Genomic DNA, 21643 nt, shown 5'->3' with positions numbered 1-21643 from the left:
TGTCAGGAAACCAGTACGAGCAGGCGCTGCGGCTGCAGGGGATGGGGCATCACATGGGCGTCGATGCCGTAGGCCAGATTCAGGTTGGCGGGTGTAAGGACTTCTGGCGGCGTACCGACGGCAACCGTACCGCCCGCGCTCAGCAGCAACAGCCGATCGCACCATCGCGCAGCGAGGTTGATGTCGTGCAGGATGACAAGCACCCCGGTGGTGCCCAGGTGCGCGATCCGCGCGGCGATGCGCAGCAGATCGGCCTGGTGCCGGGGGTCCAGGCTGGCCGTGGGCTCGTCCAGCAACAGATAGCGTGATGACGCGCCGTCGTCACGCGCGGCATTGCACTGAACCAGCACCCGGGCGAACTGCACGCGCTGCTGCTCGCCGCCGGACAGTTCGGGGTAGCGTCGCGCAACGAGGTGACGGACATCGGCCAGGTCCAGCGCCTCGGTCACCAGCGCATCGACGTGCGCCGGCGACAATGCCGGAAAGGGATAGGCGCCCATCGCCGCCACATCCCGCACATCCAGGTCGAACGCCAGGCCGGGCTTTTGCGGCAACACCGCGCGGCAGCGCGCCTGCGCACGGTGCGACAGGTGGCGCAGTTCGGTGCCGTCCAACACCACCTTGCCCGCGTCGGCGCGGTGCTCGCCCGCCAAGGCCCCCAGCAGCGTGGACTTGCCGGCGCCATTGGCGCCCAGCAGGCCCACGACTTCACCGGGCTGCACCGCCAGGGATACGTCGTCCAGGATGCGGACGCCGCCACGTGTCACCGAAATGTTTTCCGCGGCCAGTGTCATGCCTGCTTCCCGCCCCGCGCCAGCAGCCACAGGAAGAAAGGCCCACCCACCAGGCTCGTCACGAGGCCGATCGGCAGCTCGGCGGGCACGACGGCCACGCGCGACAGCCAGTCCGCCAGCGTCAGCGCCAGTGCGCCGGCCAGCACGCAGGCCGGCAGCAGCCACCGGTGATTCGCGCCCAGCGTCATGCGGACCAGATGCGGCACCACCAGCCCGACGAAGCCGATGCCGCCGGTGGCGGCAACCAGCGGCCCGACGATGAGGGCGCAGGCCAGGACCAGCTGCGCGCGCACACGCCGCAGCGCGTACCCGAGGTGTTGCGCTTCGCGCTCGCCCAGCAACAGCGCATTCATCACCCGCCACTGGCGCATCAGCCACAGGGACATCAGCAAGGTCCACGGCCCCAGGAAAGCCAGCAAGCGCCAGTTGGCGCCGGCCAGGCTGCCCATGGTCCAGAACGTGATATCGCGCAGTTGGGCGTCATTGGCCACGAAGGTAATCAGGCCGATCATGCTGCCGGCGACCGCATTGATCGCGATGCCCGCCAGAAGCAGACCGGCCACGCCGGGCACGCGCCGTCCCAGCGCATAGGCGCACAGGGTCGCCGCCAGGCTGCCCGCGAAAGCCGCGGGCGCCACGAGCTGGAACCCGCCGGACGTCAGCACGATGGCGGCCACCGCGCCCAGCGCGCCGCCGGCGGAAATGCCGATCAGGCCCGGCTCCGCCAGGGGATTGCGAAACAGCGCCTGCATCGCGGCGCCGCTGACCGCCAGCGCCGCGCCCGCGACGAAGGCGAAAACCACGCGTGGCATCCGGATATCGAGCAGCACGTTGCGCCATAGCTCGGTGCGCGGCGTGGCCGCGTGCCACAGAAGGTCCGGCAGCTCGCTCAGGGGAATGGATACGGCGCCGCTGGCGCTGGCCGCCAGACCGACCAGGGCCAGCGCCAGCGCGAGGCCGCTCAGGACCCAGCGGGGATCGGGGCCGGTCGCGGCATTGCGCTTCGGCACGCCCCTAATGCCCCATGGCACGCGCGGCCTCCTGTTTGAGCTGGGTCAAGGCCAACGGCAGGCGCGGTCCCAGCCCCAGAATAAGCAGGTCGTCCATGACGATCACGCGCCGGTGCGCCCCGGCGGGTGTGGCGGCCAGGCCCGGCAGGCGCAGCAGTGCATCGATACCACCGCTGGCTTGCAGCGAGGTCGCGGTCACGACGATCAGTTCGGGCGCCAGCGCCGCCACGGCTTCCGCCGATACCGGCTTGTATCCCTGCTGGGCCTGCAGCACGTTGACCAGCCCGGCCTGCGTCATGATCTCATTGGCGGCGGTACCCTGGCCGGCGGCTTGCGGCGTGCCGCTGCGGTTGATCAAGAGGATGGCGCGTGCGCGCGTGGCGGGCACCGCACGCGCGCGTTCCATCTGGCGCGCCACGTCGGCCACCATGCGTTCGCCCGCCGCCTGCACGCCGAGCGCCTCCGCCACCGCGCGGATGCGCGCCTGCAGCGATTCGATGGACGGCGCATCCGGGACCGTGACCACGCGCACGCCGACATCGGCAAGCCGCTTCAGCGCGTGGGGCGGCCCGGCCTGCTCCGACGCCAGGACCAGGTCGGGTTGCAACGCCAGCACGCCTTCGACCGGAACGGCGCGGTAGTAGCCGACGCGCGGCAGGCGCGTCGCGGCTTCCGGATAAAGGCTCGACAAGTCGTCCCCCACCAGGCGTGCCCCCTGCCCCAGGCCATAGACGATTTCCGTGACGCTGCCGCCCAGGGTGACCACCCTGGATGGCGGCGCGGCGCAGGCCCACGAGGCGATCATCCAACCCAGCACCACCACCAGCAGTTTCTTCATTGCAGTCCCTTCAGACGGCCAGCGGCACGCGGCAGAATCCGGACATCAGGGCGCGCCACTCGGGCAATTCGGGCCGGCCCGGCTTGCGCTCGCCGAAGAACTGCACGATCAGTTCGCCGGCGCTGGAATACAGCTCCAGCGAGGTGACCCAGCCGTCGGAGGTCGGCTTGTTCACCACCCAAGCGGAATCGATGGCGGTGGTGTCCAGGTGCAGGTTGAATTTCGGGTCCAGCACGTTGTACCAAGGGCCGGTACGGCGCAGGTTGCCGACCGGGCCGGTGTGGATCTGGATCATGCCGCGATTGCCCACGAAGCACATGATGGAAAGGCCTGACCCGGCGGCCGATGCAAGCATGCGCTCGGCGGTGTCGGCCGGAACCCGCTGGGCCAGGTCGTCGCCCGCGGCCTGCAGCGCCGCCAGGCGGGTCACCTTGAACTTGCGCAGCAGCGGGAAGAACTCGTGGGTATCGCGCATGCCCAGCCACGCCTCGCGCCAGGCATGGTCATCGCCAACATGATCGGCATCGGTAGAGGCGGCGTAGGGTTGCGGCGTGGGCCATTCGGGGGTACCCGCAAAGCGGGCGACCAGCGCGTCGTAGGCCGCCACGTCGGTGGCATCGGTTCGATAGATCTTGTGCACGGCCACCCCTGCGCCGTCGAAGAATTGCAGGCTGTGGCGGCCGTCCTGCGCGACCGCCCAGGCCGACCGCCAGCACGAGAAAAACACGCGCAGGTCGATGTCCGGTCCCAGCACCAGGCCGACGGGGCCCTGGGCCTGGATGTCTTCATATCGGCCGTGCCGTTCGTGGACGCAATGGTCGTTGCGCGTGAGCGCCATCACTTCGCCCAGCGTCCCCAGCTCTCGGAAGATGGCCTGCGGTTCGCCGGTCAGCGCCACCGCCGGCACCCCGGTGCATCCCGCGGCCACCCATTCGGCCTCGGACACGTCCAGCAGGCGCGCCAGGTCGCGCGCCCGCAGCCTGGGGTTGTCGTCGGCCAAGGCCTTGCTGCGCGCGCGCAGATCCGTGGCGAGGGTCTCGAAATCCTTGTCGGTCATGCCGTTCCTCGATCCATATACAGGGTCAATATTGGTAAGTCAGTGAGAGCCGCACGCTGCGTCCCGGTTCGGTGTACCAGTCTACCGGGCGCGGGATGGGCGTGGCGCCGGCTGTCGGCACATCGATGGCCTGCCAGTACTTCTTGTCGAACAGGTTGAACACGCCGGCCTGCACCCGCAGGCCCTTGACCGCGGCCGGCCGCCAATAGCCCATCAGATCCACGACGCCATAGCCCGGCGCCCGGAAGTCGGGATTGGGCGCGTCGCGCGTGGCTTGCGGATATTCGACCTTGTTGCGGCGCATGGCCGTGGTCAGCATGGCATCCACGCCCCATGCCTGGCGGCCGTAGCCCAGGCCGACGATGGCCTTGAGCGGCGCCACGGAATTCAGGTACTGGCCCGTGCCCTCGTCCTTGCCCACCGCCCAGGCCAGGGAACCCCAGGTCCGCCAACCCGGCATGAAGCGCCAGTGGGCGCTGGCCTCGGCGCCGTAGATGCGCACGCGCGACCGGTTCACTGCGCCGGTGATCCCCAGGGGATACTGGCCGGCCCAGCCCGGCTGCCACTGCGGCGACGCGGGATTCAGCGGAACGTCGCTGTCGATGAAGTTCTGGTAGCGGTTGTCGAAAATGGCCAATGCGCCGCCCAGCGCTTCGGAGCCCATCTTCGCGCCCAACTCCCAGCCCTTGCTGGTTTCCGGCTTCAGGTAGGGGTTGCCCACGCGCAGGTAAGAGCCGGGCGCGCCGTAATTGGTATAGAGCTGCGTCGGACTGGGCGCCTTGAAACCATAGGCGTACTGGGCATACAGGCTGAGCGTCTCGCGCGCATGCCAGGTGCCCAGCAGCTTGGGCGAAAAACGGCTGCCGCTGGAAGACGGCGGCAAGGGGCCGGCGTTCGGGTTGCTGGCGTAGCCGTTGCCGTCGCGCGGCCTTTGTTCATAGCGGTCGTAGCGCAGGGCCGGCATCAGCGTGTAGCGCCCGTCGGCGAAACTGAATTCGTCCTGCGCCCACAAGGCCCATTGTTCGCCCCGGGACGGCGGCGAATCGGCCTGGTTGGTGTGCAGCAGATCGCAACTGCGCGGGCCGAACGGCGCCGGCAGGCCCGGCCGGATGGCCGGGCAGTTGTCGTAGCCGCTGGAATACTGCTCGGTCCTGTTGCCATACCATTCGCCGCCCAGCGCCCAGCGCTGGGCGACCGGGCCGTCGAAGCGCCTGGCCAGCTCGGCGCTGGTCCCGAACAGTGTCTGCTGGATCACGTTGTCGCGGCCGAAGGCGCCGCTTGGAAAGCCATAGCGGAACGGGTCGCGCGGGATGATGCGCGCCCGCGCATCGGGACTGCGCATGCCGTCCTGGGCTTCGTCCAGCTTGACGCGCTGCCAATACACGACGGCGGTGGCTTCATCGACGATCGCGCCGCTGCCGGGAGCCCGGTAGGCGTAATCCAGCGAGATACGCTGGCGCTCGGATTTCTTGGTGGTGGTGTTCTCGCCGTACAGGTAATTCGTTCCCGGCCCTTGCTGCCACATATTGTCGATGTCGGCGTCGCGCTTGAAATACTCGCCCGTCAGGCCGAAGCGATGGCCGCCCTGTACGCGCTGCTGCAACTTCAGCAGGAAACTGTGCTGGTCATAGTGTTCCGGACTGGGTTCGTTGCGCGCCGGGCCGTAGCCGCCCACATCGCCGCGGTTGTCCAGGTCGTGGCCGCTGCGCACCCCTGCCTGAACCAGCCAGTATGTGTTGTCTCGTATGCGTCCCGCCAGGGCGGCGTTGGCGCCACGGCTGGTATCGGCGGAATCGTAGTCCGACTTGACCAGCGCGCCGAAGCGCTTGTCGCCGTCGAGCAGGTCGCCCGGTTCGAGCGTATGCAGGTCGGCCATGCCGCCGAGCACGCCCGACCCGCCCCGCGTCGCGTCCGCGCCCCGCAGGATGTCCACGCGCGACAGGCTATTGAAGTCCACCGCTTCCAGTCCGCCCTTCACGCCCCGCGCGCCGTCGTCCAGCCAGGGCAGCCGGATGCCGTCCACGCGGGTCAGCACGCGGTCCTGGTCCATGCCCCGGATGTTGATGCTGTTGTTCTGGCGGTTGTAATTCACGCCGGCTTCGGCGCGCCTGCCGAAATCGCTCCAACTGTCGATCTGCAGCGCGTCCAGGCGCGCGCGGTCGGTTGTCGATTCCCAGGCGGGCGCCGCATCCGGAACGGCGCCGTCGACGGTCACCGGCGGCAGCTGGGCCACACCGCCCGCAGGCACGCGCTCGACCACGTAGACCCCTGGGCCGCGCTCGCGCACCGTCAGGCCGGTGCCCGCCAGCAGGCGCGCGAAGCCTTCCATGACGGAATGGCGTCCGTCCAGTTCCCGGCCGCGCGCGCCCTGCACGAGGGCCGGATCGAACAGCACGGTCACACCCTGGCGCTCCGCATAACGGGACAGGCTTTCTGCCAGGGGGCCGGCCGGGATCCTGTCGGCGTCGCCCAGGGATGCAGTGCGAACGGCGCCGCCCGGGGCAGGCGTCGGTACGAAGGCGGGCGATGCGGGTGGCGATGCGTGAACGCCGCCGGACGGCAAGCCACCCAGTACCGACGCGACGGCGAGGGCCAGCGTGGCAGGTAGTGCCGAAGCGTGCGGGGCGCGCATTCGCGACGTATGAACCTGCGGTGTGCGGACCCGCCGTGTGTACGCCCGCTGTGTATGCGCCCGCTGTGGAACGACGGGCGCCGCCAGGGCGGTCGAGGCGGCGGTAGTGGACCTGCCGGAAAGGCCGGGAGCCCGGCCGGTGTCCGGAGTGATGCGAGCGCCGTTCACACGGCCGACGCGAAAATGAGCCATGGTCATCCTTCCAATGCAAGGGGTGTCGGCATTTGGCTGCCTACACTGACCATGACCCGCGTGTCCGCCGAACCGGACACGTCGCGCGGGACGGCTTTGTAACGTCGTCACTTCGGCGCCCGTCCGAGGGCAGGAAAGCCTTCGGAATTCGCCGCGGGCCCTCGGCGCGCATCCCCGCGGGCAGATGGAAGGCGGTCGGGCGGCCTCACGCGCGTGCTGCCGGACCGATGCCGACCCAATACGGGGTGAGGTAGCGTACGCGCACGGGCAACGTGGCGGGCAGTGCCGCCAGCGCAGCGTCCGTATCGCGCAACTGGAAGATGCCGGAGATGCGCAGTCCGGCGACGGCGGGATCGCAACGCAGCACGCCGCGGCGGTAGCGGCCCAGCTCGTGCGCGAAGTCCGCCAGCGGCATCCGGTCGGCGTACAGGATGCCGCGGGTCCAGCCGTCCACCCGGCTATCGGCGGGCGCCGCCTCCGGCAAGGCGCTAGCCGTGAAATCGCCCTGCTGGCCGGCCTTCACCACGACGGCCTTGCCGGGCAGGCCCGCGCAGCGGATGCGGACCTCGCCCGCGCGGACCTGGACCTGGCAGCGTGCGTCTCCATCCCGCACGTCGAAGTCGGCCGCCTCGGTTTCGATCTCGCCATGGCGGGTGCTCACCAGAAGCGGCCTGCCGGCCGCCGTCGCGTCGCGCACCGCGTGTACCGCGATCTCGCCGCCGTACAGGCGCAGCAGCCGCATCCGGGCGTCGAAGCGCACGTCGACCGCGGTCGACGTGTTCAGCTCCAGTACGCTGCCGTCGTCCAGGGCCACCCGCCGGTATTCGCCGACGCCGCTGCGGTAGTCGGCGATCCATTCCCGCGCCCGCCCCTGCCCGGCCGCCCAGGCGCCCGCGCCGCCGGCGACCAGCGCCACCAGGGCTTTCAACACCGTCCGGCGCGGCCGCGATTCCGGACGGTCCAATGCGGCCATGCCCAGGGCGGCCGGTACGCGCGCGAACCGTTCGTTGATGCGCTGTGCGCGTTGCCATGCCTGCTCGTGCTCGGCCCGACTGGCGCGCCAGCGCGCGCAGGCCCGCACATCCGCGTCCGTGGCCGACGGCGAACTCAGGCGCAGCAGCCAGCGGGCGGCCGCGCGGGCGACGCCGCGTTCCAGCGACGGCGGGCCGGCTGGCGACGCCGCGGCCGCATCGATGGCGCCATCCGCAGCCGGCCCACCCTGCGCGGCCGTTACCCGCCCGTCAGGATGCACTGCTCGTAGCCTCGAACAATGTACCGGTGCACGGTACGCAGCGACACCTTCAACCGCGTGGCGATTTCCGCATGGCTCAAGCCCTCGATCTGCGCCATCAGGAAGGCCTGCCGGGTGGGCCGCGGCAGGCCGGCAAGCATGTCGTCGATCTCGTGCAGGGCTTGGAGAATGGTCAACCTCTGCTCGGGAGATGGCGCCATGGCCTCCGGCAGGCAGGCCAGCGCGTCCAGATAGGCCTGCTCCAGCGAGCGTCGGCGGAACAGGTTGAGCATCAGCCGCCTGGCAATCGTCGTCAGGTAGGCGCGCGGTTCCAGCAGGCGGTCCAGCTCATGACGGTGCCGCAGCACGCGCACGAAGGTGTCCTGCGCCAGATCCGCGGCATCGAAGGTATTGCCCAGCTTGGCGCGCAACCAGTTCTGCAGCCAGCGGTGGTGGTCGTGGTAAAGCAGATGAACGGGATCGGCGGACACAAGCACGGGGGTCGACACGGCACGAAGCTCCTGAAAGTGCTCTATTGTAAATAGAAATCACTCTCATTACACGACGGACGTATAAGGTCGGATCAACGCCCGGGAATCAGGGCTGACGTCACGCCACCCCACAATGCGCACCGCCCGGCTCCATTCGGCAGCCGGGCGGAAGGCCCTGTCCATTCCCCGCCCCGCTCGCCGGGCCGTATCGCAGCGCTATGTGCTCGCCCGCATCCGGTCGACCATCTCCGGCGCGGCGCCCAGATACCCCGCCGGGTCGCACAGCCTTTCGATGGCTGCCGCATCCAGGTGCGCGGAGACTTTGGGATCCTGCTTCAGTACGGACGCCAGCGTCGCACCGCTGGTGTACGCGCTGCGGCAGGCGTCGTAGACCACATCGTGGGCGGTCTGGCGGCCCAGGTACGGCGCCAGGCCCATCATCACCGCCTCGGCGACGATCAGGCCGCCGGTCAGGTCCAGATTGCGGCGCATGCGGACAGTGTCCACTTCCAGGCCGCCGAGCATGAAGCGCGCCTGGCGCAGCGCTCCGGCCGTCAAAATGAAGGACTCCGGAATCACCGACCATTCCAGGTGCCATGGCCCCGTGGCGCGCTCGAAATCCTGCACCATGGCGTCCAACGCCAGCCCGGCGTGCTGCCGCACGGTCTTGGACGCGCTCCACATCAGTTCGCAGGAAATGGGATTGCGCTTTTGCGGCATGGTGCTGGACGCGCCGCGATTCTTGACGAAGGGCTCGAAGGCCTCGCCCAGTTCGTTGGTCATCATCAGCATGATGTCCAGCGCGACCTTGCCCAGCGTAGACGTCACCAGTCCCAGGAACTGCACCGCCTCCGCCAGGCCGTCGCGGGCCACGTGCCAGGTCACCGGCGCGGCGCGCAGTCCAAGTTCCTGCATCAAGGCTTCGTGTACCGGCAGGCCGCCGTCGCCCAGCGATGCCAGCGTGCCGGCCGCGCCGCCGAACTGGCCGATCAGCACGCGGGGCTTGAGCTGGGCCAGCCTTTCCCGATGCCGGCGTACCATCAGCAGCCACACCGCCGCCTTGTACCCGAAGGTCACCGGCAAGGCATGCTGCAAATGCGTGCGGCCCGCCATCGGCGTGTCGCGGTACCGTTCGGCCAGTCCGTCGAGTATGCCGTCCAGCGCATCGAGATCCGCCTCGATCAGGCCGAGGGCTTCGCGGATCTGCAACACCGTCGCCGTATCCATGATGTCCTGCGTGGTGGCACCCCAGTGCAGGTACTCGCCTTCCGGGCCGCACATTTTCGCGACCTGGTGCACCAGCGGCAGGATGGGATAACCGACGATTTCGGTCTCTGCCTTGAGCAATTCGATATCCAGCTTGCCGGCGTCGGCACGCGCGGCGATCGCCTCGGCCGCCGCCGCCGGGATGATGCCCAGACGGCCCTGGACGCGCGCCAGCGCGACCTCCGTCTCGACATAGCGGCGCAAGGTTGCGGCGTCGTCGAATACCGCGCGCATCGCTGCGGTTCCGAACATGTCCTTGAAAATGGCTGAATCGATAACGGAAATGGGCATGGTGTGGGTGCTGCGAGGTTGATGGAAAGCGACGGCGGCCCGCCCACGGAAGCGCTTACCGGCCTTGCCGTCGCGGCGTCGACGACGATGCGCGGTGCGGCGGGTGGCGCTTCCTGGGCGTTTTGCTTACTGGAGCTTGATATCGGCGTCCTTGACGACTTTGCTCCAGCGCGCCATTTCTTCCTTGATGTAATCCATGAAGCCCGCCGGCGTCGACGGCGACGGGATGTAGCCCAGCGCTTCGACCGTCTTGGCGAACTCCGGATCGGCCAGCGTATCGCTGACGGACTTGTGCAGGACCTTGACCACGTCGTCGGGCGTGCCGGCCGGGGCCAGCAGGCCGTACCAGCCCTGCACTTCATAGCCTTTCAGGCCGGACTCCTGCACGGTAGGCGTGTTCGGCGTCAGGGCGAGGCGCTGCGGGCTGGTGACGGCCAGGGGATGCAGGCGGCCGGCCTGTGCCAGGTGCAGCGTATCCGGGCCGGCAAACACTGCATTGACCTCGCCCCCCATGGCGGCGGTGATCGACGGACCGCCGCCCTTGTACGGCACATGCAGCAGCTTCACACCCGCCATGTTGTTGAACAGTTCCAGCGCCAGGTGGCTGGTGTTGCCGTTGCCGGCCGAACCGACCGACACGGCGCCGGGATGCGATTTGGCGTAGTCGATGAATTCCTGCACCGTCTTGGGCGGGAACTTCGGATTGGTGTACAGGACCAGCGGCAGCTTCGCCACCATGGACACCGGCGTGAAGTCCTTCACGGAGTCATACGGCAGATTGGGATAAAGGCTGGGATTGATGGCATGCGCGGCCAGCACCATGATCAGCGTATAGCCGTCCGGCTTGGCGCGCGCGGCGTACTGGGTGGCGATGGTTCCGCTGGCGCCCGCCTTGTACTGGACGACCACCGGCACGCCAAGCCGCTTCTGCATCCCGTCGGCCAGCGGCCGCCCCACTGCATCGGCGGTGCCGCCCGGGGGATAAGGAATGATCAATTCGACTGCATGGTCCGGGAAGGCGGCGAACGCCGCGCTGGACGAAACGGCGAGGGCCGCCGCGCAAAACACGTGCTTGATGAATTTTTTCATTATGGGTGGTCTCCTGCGTGCTTGTTATAGAACGGTAAGGGGATCGGCAAAGGAAAGCGGCGCATCCGTGGCCGCCTGCAATGCCTCGCGGGTAATGCCTTGCGCCAGGCCGCGCACGACATAGCCTTGGCCCGGCACGACATCGATGATGGCCATGTCGGTATAGATGGTGTCGACGGCTGCCTTGCCGGTCAGCGGAAAGGTGCAGGCGCGCAGCAGCTTGGGCTTGCCGTCGCGCGTGGTGTGCTCCATGACGACGATGACCTTGCGCGCGCCCGCCACCAGGTCCATGGCGCCGCCGATGCCCGGCACGGCTTCGGCATCGTCGGTGGCCCAACTGGCGATATCGCCCTCGGAGGACACCTGGAACGCGCCCAGGATGGTTGCGTCCAGATGGCCGCCGCGCATCATGGCGAAGGACAGGGACTGGTCGCATATCGAAGCGCCGCGTATCAGTTGCAGGCGCGCCTTGCTGGCATTGATCAGGTCCTCGTCGCCCGGATCGCCGGGCGTCACGTCCTCGATACCCAGGATGCCGTTCTCGCTGTGCAGGATGATTTCCTTGCGCGGGTCCAGGTACTTGGCGACCAGGGTGGGCATGCCCAGGCCGATGTTCACGTAGCTGCCGGGCGGGATGTCTTCGGCTACCAGTTGCGCAACCCGGTCGCGGCTGAGTTTCTTGGCGTCGTTCATCAGTGGGCGTCCTTGCGCACGATTCTGCTTACGAAAATTCCCGGGGTAACGATGGTTTCCGGCTGGATCATGCCCAGCGGAAGGATGTCGTCGACCTGCGCGATGGCGGTCCTGGCGGCCATGCACATGACCGGGCCGAAGCCGCGTGCCGCCAGCCGGTACGTCAAGTTGCCCCAGCGATCGCCGTGATAGGCCTTGACCAGCGCGAAGTCGGCGTGCAAGGGTTCCTCCAGCACGTAGCCCCTGCCCTTGTAGACCTGCTGCGGCTTGCCCTCCGCGATCGGCGTGCCGTAGCCGGTGGGCGTATAGAACGGTCCCAGCCCGGCACCGGCAGCGCGCATGCGCTCGATGAGCGTTCCCTGCGGCACCAGTTCCAGTTCGATCCTGCGCGCCTTGTACAGGTCGCGGAACACGTCCGCGCCGGACGACTTGGGATAGGTGCAGATAATCTTGCGCACCCGCCCCGCCGCCAGCAGCGCCGCCAGGCCGGTCGTACCGGTTCCGGCGTTATTGCTGATGACGGTGAGGTCGGTCGCACCGTGCTCGATCAGCGCATCCAGCAGCGCACGCGGCAGGCCGGAGTCTCCGAAGCCGGTCACCATCACGGACGCTCCGTCGCCGATGCAGGACACCGCATCGACCAGGCGCGGAGAAATCTTGTTGATCATCGAAGTGTCTTCCTTTGGCTCTTCAAGGCAATACAGGCTGCACCGCGCGGCACGCTTGCAGCGGGCTCGCGCGACACAGGAGGCGTACACCGCGCCGGCGGCCGGGACGCTGTCCGCGGCCACCGGCACCGGCGCTTCTACAGCGTGGCTGCCGTCCCCAGGATGGCGGTGGACTGGCTCGAAAGCGTGGCGCCGTTGCCGTGCACCAGGGCCAGCTCGGCCTTCTGCTGCCGCGCGCCGGCCGTCCCGCGCAACTGGCGCACCGCCTCGATGACCAGGAACACGCCATACATGCCGGGATGCCCGAACGACAGCCCCCCGCCATTGGTATTCACCGGCAACTCGCCGCCCGGCGCGATCCGGCCGCCGGCGACGAACCGCCCGCCTTCACCCTTGGGGCAGAAGCCCAGGTCTTCCAGGAAAAGAATGGTGTTGATGGTGAATGCGTCGTAGAGACACAGCAGGTCGATGTCCTGGCGCGACACGCCCGCCATTTCAAAGGCGCGGGCGCCCGATTCGGTGGCGGCGGTGACGGTCAGGTCTTCCATCGAGGAGATCTGGCGATGCCATACCGCGGTGGCATTGCCCAGCACATACACCGGCGCGTTCGGCGTGTCGGCGGCGCGGTCGGCGCGCACCATGACGAAGGCGCCGGCGCCGTCCGTCAACAGGCAGCAGTCACGCAGCGTCAACGGATCGCAGATCATGCGCGACGCCAGCACGTCCTCCACGGTCAAGGGATCGCGCGACCAGGCTTCGGGGTTCAGGCGCGCCCAGGCGCGCGCGGCGACCGCGACTTCGGCCAATTGCTCGCGCGTCGTGCCGTATTGCGCCATGTGCCGCGCCGCCGCCAGCGCGTACGCGCTGATCGGCTGCATCGGCTCATAGGGCGTCTCGTAGGGCTGCGGATCCAGCACCTGGCGCATCTTGCCCACCGCCGCGCGGTTCACGGTACCGGTACGCTGCGTACTGCCATAGCACACCAGCACCGCCTTGCATTGGCCGGACAACAAGGCATGCATCGCCGGCAACAAATGCGCCACGAAGCTGGAGCCGCCCAGCATGGTGCTGTCGAGGAAACTCGGCCGCACGCCCAGGTACTCGGCGACCGGCATGGCCCACATCGTGGCCGAGGCGCTGCAGGTACACAGGCCGTCGATATCCTGCATCGTCAAGCCCGCGTCGGCCACCGCCGCCATCGCCGCCTGCGCCAGGATCTCCATCTCGGTATAGCCCGTGGCCGCGCCCATGCCGGCCTGCCCGACGCCGACGATCGCGGCGCCGCCGCGCAAAGGATTGCGTGTCATGCCTGGTCCTCCGTCGGTGCGAACACCACCAGCGTCTGTTCGTTCTCGCCCACCAGCCTCGCCCGGACCCGATCGCCGATGCGCACCGCCGCGGGGTCCTTGTCCTGCACGCGGCTCATCATGCGGAAGCCTTCGTCAAGGTCCACCAGGCAAAGATGCAGGTCGCCGCCCGCCTGTGCCGGCCGCCGCATCACCGTGGTGGAGTAGATCGTGCCCAGCCCCGAGGGAGCCACCCAGTCGAACGTGTCGTTGCCGCACGCCAGGCAGGCCACGCGCGGATAAAAGACCGCCTTGTCGCAACGCTGGCATCGCGGGATGCGCCACTCGCCCGACACGAGATAGTTGAAATAGGTTTGCTCCGGGCCCGTGGCCGGGGTCGCGCCGCCGTCCGGCGCCGTGTCTCGTTGCGACATCTGTGTGTTCCGTTATGCGTTATCAATGGGCGTTGGCGCGCGGGTCCGTCATACGCGTCACGCCGTGGGTCGGCCCTAAATCGGATCCCAGCACACGACATCCGGCGAGCGCTCCAACTCGTGGAAATGGCTGCGCATCGCGGGGATGGCCACTTCGGCGATGAGTTCCGGCGTCCAGCCGGTGCTCATGTGCACGGAGCGCACCGGACGCGGCTGGCTGAACAGGAACACCTCGTTGGCCCGCACGCCGAAGATCTGTCCGGTCACCGCGTTGGCCGCGTCGCTCGCCAGAAACACCACCATGGGCGCGATCTTGCCGGCGTCCATGCGCTTGAGCTTTTCCACGCGCGCCGCTTCCTCCGGCGTATTGGCCGGGATCGAGTCGGTCATGCGGCTCCAGGCGAAGGGGGCGATGCAATTGGAGCGAACGCCGTATTTCGCCATGTCCAGCGCGATGGATTTGGACAATGCCACGATGCCCAGCTTGGCCGCCGAATAGTTGGCCTGGCCGAAATTGCCGATAAGCCCGGACGTCGACGTCATGTGGACGTAGGCGCCGCCGTTCTGCGCGCGGAAGTGCGGCGCAGCCGCGCGGCTGACGAAGAACGTGCCATGCAAATGGACATCGATGACGGCGCGCCATTCCTCTTCGGTCATGTTGTGGAAAAAGCGGTCGCGCAGATTGCCGGCGTTGTTGACCACGGCGTCCACGCGGCCGAAGTGATCAAGCGCGCACGCGACGATGCGCTGCGCGCTATTCCAGTCGGACACATTGTCGGCATTGGAAACGGCTTGTCCGCCGGCGGCGCGGATCTCGGCCGCCAGCGCTTCGGCCACGGCGCTATCGCCGCCCTGTCCCGTGAGCGATACGCCCACGTCGTTGACCACGACTTTCGCCCCGGCCGCCGCCAGGGCATGCACGATGCCGCGCCCGATGGCGCCGCCGGCGCCCGTGACCACAACAACCTTGTCTTCCATCCTGTCCGCCCTCGGCGCCGATCGTGCGTCGCCAGTGTCTTGCCGGCGTTGCAACCATTGCAGCGCGCACAGCCGTTATATGTATGAACATATTCTATGGGCTGTACATATACGCTGTCAACGGCGGCGGGGAAATCGGGCGACACGCGCCACGCCCCCGCCTAGCCCAGGCGGTAATGCTCGTCGGGCACGGGAACGGGGGGCAAGGACGCCGCCCCGGTCGCCTCGGCCAGCGAACGTTCGATATGAACCGTCAGCGCATCCAGGGGCAGATCGTTTGCGTCCTGGCCGAACGGGTCTTCCAGTTCCCCGGCGATCGTGTGCAGGGCCAGGAACGCGTAGGAAATGAAGACCGCCACGATGGGTGTCGCCCATCCGGTGCTCTCCACCAGGCCGAAGGGCAGCAAGGCGCAATAGAAGTACGTCGTCCGGTGCAGCAGCACTTCGTAGGCATACGGCACCGGGGTGGTTCGTATGCGTTCGCAGCCGCCCGCGGTCGCGGTCAGGATATCCAGCTGCGCCAGGCAGGCGGCAAAGAGCACGTCGCTCAGCCGCCCCTGGCGCCGCCATGCCTCGATATGCGCTTGCAATAGCGCGACCACATGGTGCGGCCGGTACGCGCGCCGCATCACCTCGGCGGCCTCCGCGGTCCCCAGCAGCCGGGCCAGCGTGTCGGCGGGATCAGTCCCGCGCAGTTGATGGCGCAAGGCGTGCGCGAAGGCCGCCAGCAGGTCGACGACGCGGCGCACTTCCGGATGTGCGGCCGGCAGCCCCGGCACGGTGATCGCAAAGCGCGCCAGGCAACGCGATGCACCCAGCAATTGGCCCCAGAGCTTGCGCCCTTCCCAGTAGCGCTCGTAGCAGGCGCTGTTACGGAAACTGGCAAAAATGGCCAGCGCCACGCCGATCAGGGAGAACGGCACGGGGCTGAGCCGCAGGAAGAAATGATCGCTGCGGTGGTGCCCCCAGAGGGCGAGCAGCGATAGTCCGAGAATGATGGCCAGGGGCGCGAGTATGGTGTTCTGGACCGAGCCCTCCCAGGCGAACAGCATGCGGAACCAGTTTGTCTTGGGTCGGACGATCATCGGGCGTGCTCGGCAGCCGTCGGCGGCGATCGCGACACCTTAGCAACGCGACGCAGCCGCCAAGGCGAATTCCTGCAAACTCGTTGACCAGTCCGATATAGAACAATATATCATTACATAAACAGCACAAAGCATCCTGATCGGCAGGCGCATGGACGGCGCCGGGTCGGGGTCGTGAATCGAGCCGCCAGGGGGCGGCGCCTACTCGGGGAAAAGCTTGCAGGTGGACCGCGCTTACGCTGCGCCGGCACGGCATCCGGTTATCCACGCCGCTGTACTGGCGTGGGTGTGGGTGATCGTAGTTTTCGCGCCCATGGGCGCCACGCTGCACGCGCTCACGCACCTGCGTCCCCTCCTGTCCGTGTCCGCGGGCGCGCCGGGCATGGAGGGGCAGGAACACATTGGTGCAGCGGACGGAGACGACCGGGCGCCGCATGGCGCGCCCGCGCACTGTCACGGCTGCGACGCCTGGCAGTTCTTCGATCACGTCCTGCCGCTGGCCAGCGCAGGCGCGCCGCCGTCGCACGATGCCGGCCCGCCGCACACCACCGCCGGGGCCACGCGGGCTTCGATCGAGACGCCGTGGATCCTGCCACGCGCGCCGCCGTCCCACGCCTGAACGCCGCTTCATCGATTCCCGCATCCGGCCCGTATGCACTGGCCGGGACACCCCTCTCTTGCTCAAAAAACGATGTCCATATCCCGCCTCGCCGGTCCAGGCGCCGCCATGCGCCTGTTCGCCCTGACGCCTCTTGCCCTTGCCCTCGCCCTGGTCGCCGCACCCTCCGCGCGGGCACAGGCCACTTCCTCCGCTGCCTCCGATCCGGGCGCGCCAGTCACGCTGCCGCCTGTCATTGCGACCGGCAATCCGCTGGGCAACGCCGAACTGACGGCGCCCAGCACCGTGCTGGAGGGCACCGGCCTGGACCTGCGCCGTGCCGACACGCTGGGCCAGACGCTGAACGGCTTGCCGGGTATTTCCACGACGACCTACGGACCCATGGTCGGGCGCCCCATCATCCGCGGGATGGATGGGGACCGTATCCGCATCATGAACAACGGACTGGGTTCGGTGGACGCATCTTCGCTGTCCTTTGATCATGCCGTGCCGATCGATCCGCTCACCGCCAGCCGCATCGAAGTGATACGCGGGCCGGCCGCCCTGCTCTATGGCGGCAACGCCGTGGGTGGCGTGGTGAACGTCATCGACGACCGCATTCCCACCGAACCTGTCCAGGGCATACACGGCCAGGCCCAGGGCGACTGGGGCGGCGCCAACGACAGCCGCTCCGGCGCCGTCCAGCTGGAGGGCGGCGATGGCCGGTTCGCCATCCGGGCGGACGGCTTCACACGGTCCACCGACACACTGCGCATTCCCGGCTATGCCCGCTCTTCCAGCTTGCGCGCGCAGGACGAGCCCGGCACGGACGAACCCCGCGATCACCTGCCCAACAGCGATGGCTCGGTCCATGGCGGCGGCATCGGGATGGCATGGACAGGCGACAGCGGCTACGCCGGCCTTTCCTACAGCGGCTACGACTCCGATTACGGTTCGGTCGCGGAGGACTCCGTACGCCTGAAGATGCGCCAGGAACGCTTTGGCGCGACGGGACAGATCCGCGACCTCGAAGGGCCCTTCAAAAGCCTGAAGTTCGACTTCGCCTATACCGACTACCGGCACCGCGAAGTCGACGACGGCATCACAGGGACCACCTTCAAGAACAGGGGCTACGAAGCGCGCATCGAGGCACAGCATCGCGACCTGGGACCGGTGCACGGCGCACTGGGCCTGCAGATCGGGCAAAGCAAGTTTTCGGCGCTGGGCGGGGAGGCGCTGGTTCCCACGACGGACACGGATACGCTGGCGCTGTTCGACCTGGAGCAATGGGACGTCACCGACCGCCTGACGCTCAGCGCGGGCGGCCGGGTGGAATACACGCGGCTGTCTCCGTCGGCGCAGGGCAACCCCAAGTTCACCGATGCCGCGAATCGCGACTTCACGGCGGGCAGCCTGGCGCTGGGCGGCATCTACAAGTTCGACAGCGTCTGGTCGCTGGCCGCCAATGCCTCGTACACCGAGCGCGCGCCCACGTTCTACGAGCTCTACGCCAACGGCCCCCACGAAGCCACCGGGCAGTTCCTGATCGGCGACCCGTCCTTGCCCAAGGAGCGGTCCTTCTCCGGCGACCTGGGGTTGCGCTTCAAGGATGGCCCGCACCATGGCAGCTTCGGCGTGTTCTACAGCCACTTCCGCAACTACATAACGGAAGTCAATACCGGCCTGTTCACCGACGATGAAGGCAATATCGTGCCGGCTGGCTCCGAGGATGCGCTGACCCAGGCGGTCTACCGCGGTGTGCCGGCCGACTTCTTCGGCTTCGAAGCGGAAGGCACCTTCCGTGTCCTGGATCGTGGCGGCCACAAGCTCGACGTATTGCTGTCCGGCGACTATACCCACGCGCGCAATAGCGATACGGGGCAGCCGCTGCCGCGTATTCCGCCGCTACGCCTGGGCTTCGGGCTGGACTACGCCTATGGCGCCTGGGGCGCCGGCGTGTCGTTCACCAAGGCCTTCGCGCAGCATCGCGTGCCCGACAACGACGACAGCACGGCCGGCTATTACCGGCTGGATGCCGACCTGACCTACGCCTTCCGCATCGACAAGACGCAATGGCAGGCGTATCTCCGCGGGACGAACCTGACCAACCAGGAAATCCGCTACGCCACTTCGGTGGTGCGGGATCTCGCGCCCGAAGGCGGGCGCGCCGTGCTGGTGGGCGTGAGGGCCAGCTTCTAGCGGCGCGGGCGCCGGCGCGGCGCAAACACCCCGGGATCCCTTCTGCCTACCAGGCGGGCAGGGCCCCGGGCGCATGGCAGCGCGCACGGAGGATGTCACAAAATGCCGCCAGATTCGAAGAGATAGAACGAGGATGCCCACAAATGTAAGCGTTATTTCATAGGATATAATCGCCGGCGACCCGATCCATCCGCCGGCTTGAACGCAGTTGAAGCCACGCCATTCCGCACCGTATTTCATGTGAAGTTATGACGCCGCCGACGACACGCAGACCCCTACCGCGAATCTTCCTATCGACCGCCCTCCTGTCCCTTGCCCTCTCTGCCCTGCCCGGCACCGCCGTGGCCGTGGTCTCGCCCGATGCATTCGGGTCGCTGAAAGGGCTTTCCCCCACTGATCTGCCCACCGTGCCCAGCCTGCGCGACCGCGTCGTCGCCGCCGGGCTCGATGCCATCGGCACGCGCTACCGCTGGGGCGGCGACGATCCCGACGAGGGATTCGACTGCAGCGGCCTGGTCAGCTTCATCTACAAGGAAGTCGTGGGCGTGGACCTGCCGCGCCGCGCCCGCGACCAGCGTGGCGAAGGCCGCGCCGTCCGGGTCACCGAGCTGCAGCCCGGCGACCTCGTCTTTTTCGGCGTCCGGCGCCGCAACCAGACTTCGCACGTCGGCATCTACATCGGCAACAACGAATTCGTCCACGCGCCGACCCGCGGCGAGCGCGTCCGCGTCGATACGCTGGACAACGCCTATTGGTCCAAGCGCTTCAACGGCGCACGCCGCTATCTGGACCCGCACGGCGGGAACGCGGTCGCCGTGGCTTCCAGCTCCCGCTAAGACCCCGCCCAGGCCCGTTATGTCGCCGCGCGGCTAGCCGCGCCCGACGAAGGGCATCTTGGTGGCCATGATGGTCATGAACTGGACATTGGCATCCAGGGGCAAGGCAACCATCGCGGCCACCGCCTCGGCGACGTGCGCCACGTCCATGCGCGGCTCCGGCCGGACCGTGTGGTCGGGCTGCAGTACGCCGGCAACCATGCGTTCCGTCATCGGCGTGGCTGCGTTGCCGACATCGATCTGCCCGCACGCAATGTCGTACTGCCGGCAGTCCAGGGAAATCGATTTGGTCAGTCCCGTGACCGCATGCTTGGTCGAGGTGTAGGCGATCGAGTAAGGCCGCGGCGCGTGCGCGGAAATCGATCCATTGTTGACGATCCGGCCGCCGCGTGGCTGCTGCGCCTTCATGATCCGGATCGCCGCCTGCGCGCACAGGAACATGCCGGTCAGGTTGGTGTCCACCACGCTGCGCCAGACGTCCACCGGCAGATCTTCGATGGGTACGGCCGGCGCGCCCCGTCCCGCGTTGTTGAAGAGGACGTCCAGGCGGCCATAGGCGCGCTGCGTTTCATCGAAGAGATGGCGTACCGACGATTCGTCGCAGACGTCGGTAGGCACAGCGAGCGCCCGTACCGCGTCATCGCCCGCCGACGTGCGGGTCTGTTCCAGCGGCTCCGCGCGGCGTCCGGCAAGCACTACCCGGTAGCCTTCGGACAACAATTGCAGGGCGACCGCCCGCCCGATGCCGGTGCCGGCCCCCGTCACCACCGCTACCTTGCCATCGCCACGCCTGCCGCTCGGATTCATACCCGTCTCCTTGAAAAAGTACCGGGCATGCTACTCCCAAAGGCCGGCCAGGGGCAGGTCCGCTCGCGGGGACCGCGCGAGGCAGGCACGGCCAACGGAGCGGCTGCCCGGCCATGCCGAAACGGCCCCGCCCGCCTCCCGCAAAATTCAGGTACCACGCACGGGGAAGACGAGTACGACACCGCGTACAACAGCACGATGGGGCTTCACGATTTGTTATCCTTGCCGTCTTGGCCCTTACCGTACCCACCATGCCGCCCGCCGCCGGAATGTCCGCCTCCCCTGGAAACGTATTTATGGTCGTAGCGCCCAGCGGCGCCGGCAAGTCCACCCTGGTCCGCGCCCTGCTCCAGCAGGACCCGGCGATCTGCCTTTCGGTATCGTGCACCACGCGCGCGCCACGCCCCGGCGAAACCGACGGCCGCGATTACCGGTTCGTCACGGCGGCCGAATTCGACCGCATGCGCGAGGAAAACGCGCTGCTGGAATGGGCGGAGGTGCACGGGAATTTCTACGGCACGCCGGTGGACGGCATCGTGCAGGCCACGCGCGAAGGCCGCGACGTGCTGCTGGAAATCGATTGGCAGGGCGCTCGCCAGGTGCGGCAGCGGTTTCCGGGCGCCATCGGCATCTTCATCCTGCCCCCGTCCATCGAGGAACTGGAAAGCCGCCTGCGCGCGCGCGGGCAGGACTCCGACTCCGTCATCGCGCGCCGCCTGCTGGGCGCCGGCGGTGAAATCGCGCACGCGCCGGAATGCGAATATGTTATTATTAATCAAGAATTTAGCGTTGCGTTGAACGAACTTGTCCAGATCGTCAGCGCAGCGCGGTTGCGTTTCTCCTCACAAGCCGTCCGCCACGCCCAGTTGTTCTCGCAGCTCGGCATCTCGGCGCCCCATTGAGCGCAGGGCGCAGCTTCGTTCCCCTCTTCCAATCCGTTCGTCATCAGGTGACCCACTATGGCCCGTATTACCGTTGAAGATTGTCTGAGCCACATTCCCAATCGTTTCACGCTGACCTTGGCTGCCACCTACCGCGCACGTGAACTGGCCCAGGGCCACGCTCCGCGCCTGGACAGCAAGGACAAGCCCACGGTCACCGCCCTGCGCGAGATCGCCTCGGGACTCACCGGCGCTGAAATGCTGCGTAAAGTACCGACCTGATCGCG

General features: G+C 67.9%; 21 protein-coding genes. 5 read left to right on the top strand and 16 right to left on the bottom strand.

What is annotated here, in order from left to right; translation table 11 throughout:
• Positions 1 to 2: 2 nt before the first annotated feature.
• From BAU07_RS11835 to BAU07_RS11765, 15 genes are all read right to left on the bottom strand, one after another.
• Complete coding sequence (locus BAU07_RS11835) at positions 3 to 794, bottom strand: heme ABC transporter ATP-binding protein (RefSeq protein ID WP_066657730.1); 792 nt, start codon at positions 792 to 794, stop codon at positions 3 to 5.
• Positions 791 to 1759 (bottom strand): FecCD family ABC transporter permease, encoded by a 969-nt coding sequence (locus BAU07_RS11830; RefSeq protein WP_066665340.1) that lies wholly within the window; start codon positions 1757 to 1759, stop codon positions 791 to 793. The genes BAU07_RS11835 and BAU07_RS11830 overlap by 4 nt, the downstream gene beginning before the upstream one ends.
• Before the next feature lie 49 nt (positions 1760 to 1808).
• Positions 1809 to 2642 (bottom strand): heme/hemin ABC transporter substrate-binding protein, encoded by an 834-nt coding sequence (locus BAU07_RS11825; protein ID WP_066657727.1) that lies wholly within the window; start codon positions 2640 to 2642, stop codon positions 1809 to 1811.
• A gap of 10 nt (positions 2643 to 2652) precedes the next feature.
• Complete coding sequence (locus BAU07_RS11820; RefSeq protein WP_066657724.1) at positions 2653 to 3699, bottom strand: hemin-degrading factor; 1047 nt, start codon at positions 3697 to 3699, stop codon at positions 2653 to 2655.
• A 25-nt stretch (positions 3700 to 3724) separates the two neighbouring features.
• Positions 3725 to 6331, bottom strand: coding sequence for a TonB-dependent receptor (locus tag BAU07_RS11815; RefSeq protein WP_084025632.1), 2607 nt, complete (start codon positions 6329 to 6331; stop codon positions 3725 to 3727).
• Between the two features lie 397 nt (positions 6332 to 6728).
• A complete protein-coding gene (locus BAU07_RS11810) occupies positions 6729 to 7775 on the bottom strand; it encodes a FecR domain-containing protein (RefSeq protein WP_415830456.1) in 1047 nt (348 codons plus the stop codon).
• A complete protein-coding gene (locus tag BAU07_RS11805; protein ID WP_066657722.1) occupies positions 7754 to 8263 on the bottom strand; it encodes a sigma-70 family RNA polymerase sigma factor in 510 nt (169 codons plus the stop codon). Before BAU07_RS11805 ends, BAU07_RS11810 begins: the two co-directional genes overlap by 22 nt.
• Before the next feature lie 198 nt (positions 8264 to 8461).
• Entirely contained in the window at positions 8462 to 9802 is a 1341-nt protein-coding gene (locus tag BAU07_RS11800; RefSeq protein WP_066657718.1) for a class-II fumarase/aspartase family protein, read from the bottom strand.
• Positions 9803 to 9928: 126 nt separating this feature from the next.
• A complete protein-coding gene (locus BAU07_RS11795) occupies positions 9929 to 10891 on the bottom strand; it encodes a Bug family tripartite tricarboxylate transporter substrate binding protein (protein WP_066657716.1) in 963 nt (320 codons plus the stop codon).
• A 24-nt stretch (positions 10892 to 10915) separates the two neighbouring features.
• A complete protein-coding gene (locus BAU07_RS11790) occupies positions 10916 to 11584 on the bottom strand; it encodes a 3-oxoacid CoA-transferase subunit B (RefSeq protein ID WP_066657713.1) in 669 nt (222 codons plus the stop codon).
• Entirely contained in the window at positions 11584 to 12252 is a 669-nt protein-coding gene (locus tag BAU07_RS11785) for a 3-oxoacid CoA-transferase subunit A (protein WP_066657710.1), read from the bottom strand. Before BAU07_RS11785 ends, BAU07_RS11790 begins: the two co-directional genes overlap by 1 nt.
• Before the next feature lie 137 nt (positions 12253 to 12389).
• Positions 12390 to 13559 carry an acetyl-CoA acetyltransferase gene (locus BAU07_RS11780; protein ID WP_066657708.1) on the bottom strand — a complete coding sequence of 390 codons (1170 nt, stop codon included), beginning with the start codon at positions 13557 to 13559 and terminating at the stop codon, positions 12390 to 12392.
• On the bottom strand, positions 13556 to 13972 hold the full coding sequence (locus BAU07_RS11775) for a Zn-ribbon domain-containing OB-fold protein (protein ID WP_066657706.1): 417 nt from the start codon (positions 13970 to 13972) through the stop codon (positions 13556 to 13558). Before BAU07_RS11775 ends, BAU07_RS11780 begins: the two co-directional genes overlap by 4 nt.
• A gap of 75 nt (positions 13973 to 14047) precedes the next feature.
• Positions 14048 to 14950, bottom strand: coding sequence for an SDR family NAD(P)-dependent oxidoreductase (locus BAU07_RS11770; RefSeq protein WP_066657704.1), 903 nt, complete (start codon positions 14948 to 14950; stop codon positions 14048 to 14050).
• A gap of 161 nt (positions 14951 to 15111) precedes the next feature.
• Positions 15112 to 16035 (bottom strand): bestrophin family protein, encoded by a 924-nt coding sequence (locus BAU07_RS11765; protein WP_066657702.1) that lies wholly within the window; start codon positions 16033 to 16035, stop codon positions 15112 to 15114.
• Positions 16036 to 16327: 292 nt separating this feature from the next.
• On the opposite strand from BAU07_RS11765, the gene BAU07_RS11760 reads away from it, so the two are divergent.
• The 3 genes from BAU07_RS11760 to BAU07_RS11750 all read left to right on the top strand — a co-directional run bounded on the left by BAU07_RS11760 (position 16328) and on the right by BAU07_RS11750 (position 19668).
• Positions 16328 to 16654 (top strand): hypothetical protein, encoded by a 327-nt coding sequence (locus BAU07_RS11760; RefSeq protein WP_157122194.1) that lies wholly within the window; start codon positions 16328 to 16330, stop codon positions 16652 to 16654.
• Positions 16655 to 16726: 72 nt separating this feature from the next.
• Positions 16727 to 18832 carry a TonB-dependent receptor gene (locus tag BAU07_RS11755; RefSeq protein ID WP_084025630.1) on the top strand — a complete coding sequence of 702 codons (2106 nt, stop codon included), beginning with the start codon at positions 16727 to 16729 and terminating at the stop codon, positions 18830 to 18832.
• 248 nt (positions 18833 to 19080) lie between these two features.
• Positions 19081 to 19668, top strand: a complete 588-nt coding sequence (locus BAU07_RS11750; protein WP_066657695.1) for a C40 family peptidase — start codon at positions 19081 to 19083, stop codon at positions 19666 to 19668.
• Between the two features lie 33 nt (positions 19669 to 19701).
• Here BAU07_RS11750 and BAU07_RS11745 read toward each other — a convergent pair whose 3' ends face one another.
• Positions 19702 to 20475, bottom strand: a complete 774-nt coding sequence (locus tag BAU07_RS11745) for an SDR family oxidoreductase (protein ID WP_066657694.1) — start codon at positions 20473 to 20475, stop codon at positions 19702 to 19704.
• 269 nt (positions 20476 to 20744) lie between these two features.
• Between BAU07_RS11745 and gmk the strand changes: the two genes are divergently transcribed.
• Together gmk and rpoZ are read left to right on the top strand one after the other, a co-directional pair.
• Complete coding sequence (gmk, locus tag BAU07_RS11740; protein WP_084026043.1) at positions 20745 to 21377, top strand: guanylate kinase; 633 nt, start codon at positions 20745 to 20747, stop codon at positions 21375 to 21377.
• A 57-nt stretch (positions 21378 to 21434) separates the two neighbouring features.
• Positions 21435 to 21638: a DNA-directed RNA polymerase subunit omega gene (rpoZ, locus tag BAU07_RS11735; protein ID WP_066657689.1), complete on the top strand. Its 204-nt coding sequence runs from the start codon at positions 21435 to 21437 to the stop codon at positions 21636 to 21638.
• Positions 21639 to 21643 lie beyond the last annotated feature (5 nt).

Origin of the sequence: Bordetella flabilis, assembly GCF_001676725.1 — a bacterium.
GTDB lineage: Bacteria > Pseudomonadota > Gammaproteobacteria > Burkholderiales > Burkholderiaceae_B > Bordetella_C > Bordetella_C flabilis.
The sequence above is the reverse complement of the archived record's forward strand: the minus strand, read 5'-3'. Positions and strand labels throughout refer to the sequence as shown.